The organism is Macrococcoides goetzii (genome assembly GCF_002742385.2).
Lineage (GTDB): Bacteria > Bacillota > Bacilli > Staphylococcales > Staphylococcaceae > Macrococcoides > Macrococcoides goetzii.
The window spans coordinates 1-1,913 of the sequence record NZ_CM010624.1 but is presented as its reverse complement, the minus strand read 5'-3'; the positions used below and the strand labels follow the sequence as shown (position 1 = coordinate 1,913).

The 1,913-nt window shown below is 33.0% G+C and carries 1 protein-coding gene; it reads left to right on the top strand.

The annotated features are described in order from the left end of the window. Positions 1-64 precede the first annotated feature (64 nt). A complete protein-coding gene (locus BFS35_RS00005) occupies positions 65-1,057 on the top strand; it encodes a protein rep (protein WP_099578691.1) in 993 nt (330 codons plus the stop codon). The last annotated feature ends 856 nt before the right edge of the window (positions 1,058-1,913 follow it).

Below are 1,913 nucleotides of genomic sequence, written 5' to 3'. Positions count from 1 at the left end.
TTTTTTATGCGATTTTTAATTAAACCAACCAATCAAAAAAGAAAACAGAAAGGTGGTTTTCTTGATGCAAGATAATAATACAAGATTTATTTACGAAAATCAAGATAGCCAAACTTTAAGAGATTTCACTAAGTCGGGTAAAGAGAGACCCTGGAAAGAGAAGAAGATAGGGAACGTGACTTATTCTGAATTACTAGAGATTTTAAAAATAAAAAAGGCTCACAATGTGCGTCAATGCGGTAATATACTTGAATTTAAAGCGACAGATGAAGGATATTTAAAGCTTTATAAAACATGGTTCTGTAAATCTAAGCTTTGTCCTGTCTGCAACTGGAGAAGAGCAATGAAAAATAGTTATCAGACACAAAAGATCGTTGAAGCAGTGATTCAGGAAAAACCGTCGGCACGTTGGCTTTTCTTAACTTTATCAAATCGAAATTCGATAGATGGTGCAACGCTTGAACAAAGCATTAAAGAGATGAATAAGGCATTTAACCGTATGTTTAAGTATAAAAAAGTAGCTAAAAATTTAGTTGGATTTATGAGAGCAACAGAAGTGACTGTGAACGAGAAAGACGGCTCTTACAATCAGCATATGCATGTGCTGATGTGTGTTGAAAGTAAATATTTCAGAGGGTCTGAAAACTATATCTCACAAGAAGAATGGCTTGAGATGTGGCAGAAAGCTTTGAAAGTCGATTACAAACCTGTAGCAAATATCAAAGCGATTAAACCAAATAAAAAAGGCAACAACGCGATTGAATCTGCAATCAAAGAGACATCAAAATATGCAGTAAAATCAAGTGATTATTTAACAAGTGACCAAGAAAAAGATTTAGAAGTTGTGAGCGATCTTGAGCAAGGACTTTATAAAAAACGCATGATTTCTTACGGTGGATTGTTAAAAATCAAACACAAAGAATTAAATTTAGACAATGCAGAAGACGGCAATTTAATTCAGACGGGCGAAGAAAAAATTTCAGACGAAGAAGAAAAAGCAAATTCAATTATGGCGATTTGGAATTATGAAAAACAAAATTATTTCTTGAAGCATTGAAAATTTTCAATGCTTTTTTTGTTTTTTAACCCCTGTGGGAACTATAGCGATCAAACGGCACGTTTGCCCTGTTAAATGCAAATTTTAACACGATTTTATGCCAAATTTTTAATTTGCATGTAACTGGGCCAGTGTCCAAAAAATCGCAGACACTGGTGAAAATTAAAATTTAATTATTTTGCTCATATTTGCGTTTTACGAGCCGTTTTTTATTTCCAAGTACTTTTTTACTAGAAAAATGCTGAAAACGTCTTAAACGGGCTTAAAATTAAAAATAAGCATAAAACTGTTTTGATTTTTTCTAGAAAATTAATCTGCGAAGTTGAAAAAAGGTGCAACGATCTTTTATGCCGAGAAAACTTTTTGAGAAAGAAAAGACCCTTCAAGTACACTTAACGAAGTGTGCCCACGAGGGCGTTTTTTTCTCGTGGGCTCATCTTTGGGAAGTTTGAAGGGTCAAAGTTTCTACTCAAAAAGGAAATTGGAATAAATGCAAACATCAGACGAATACCAGGTACTGCCCATTTACATGCAAATTAAAATTTGGCATAAAAAAATGGGCAAACATGCTGTTTAATCGCTTATAGTTCGTGTGGCGACTTTTGAAAAAAATAAAGCGATCACTTTTGAAAAAAGTGGTCGCTTTTTGGGTTTTAAAACTCGAATTTTGCTTTGCAAAATTTGAGTTTCTTCTTGTCTTGATACTATATAGAAATAATGAGTTTTTTATAATTACGCTTAAACCATTGATATGATAGCGTTTTTCTGTGTTTTTAGTGTATAAAAAAAATTGACACAAAAAAAGCCCCAGATGTAAGATTAAGTTGTCTAGAAATAATAATACATTCAGGGGGAC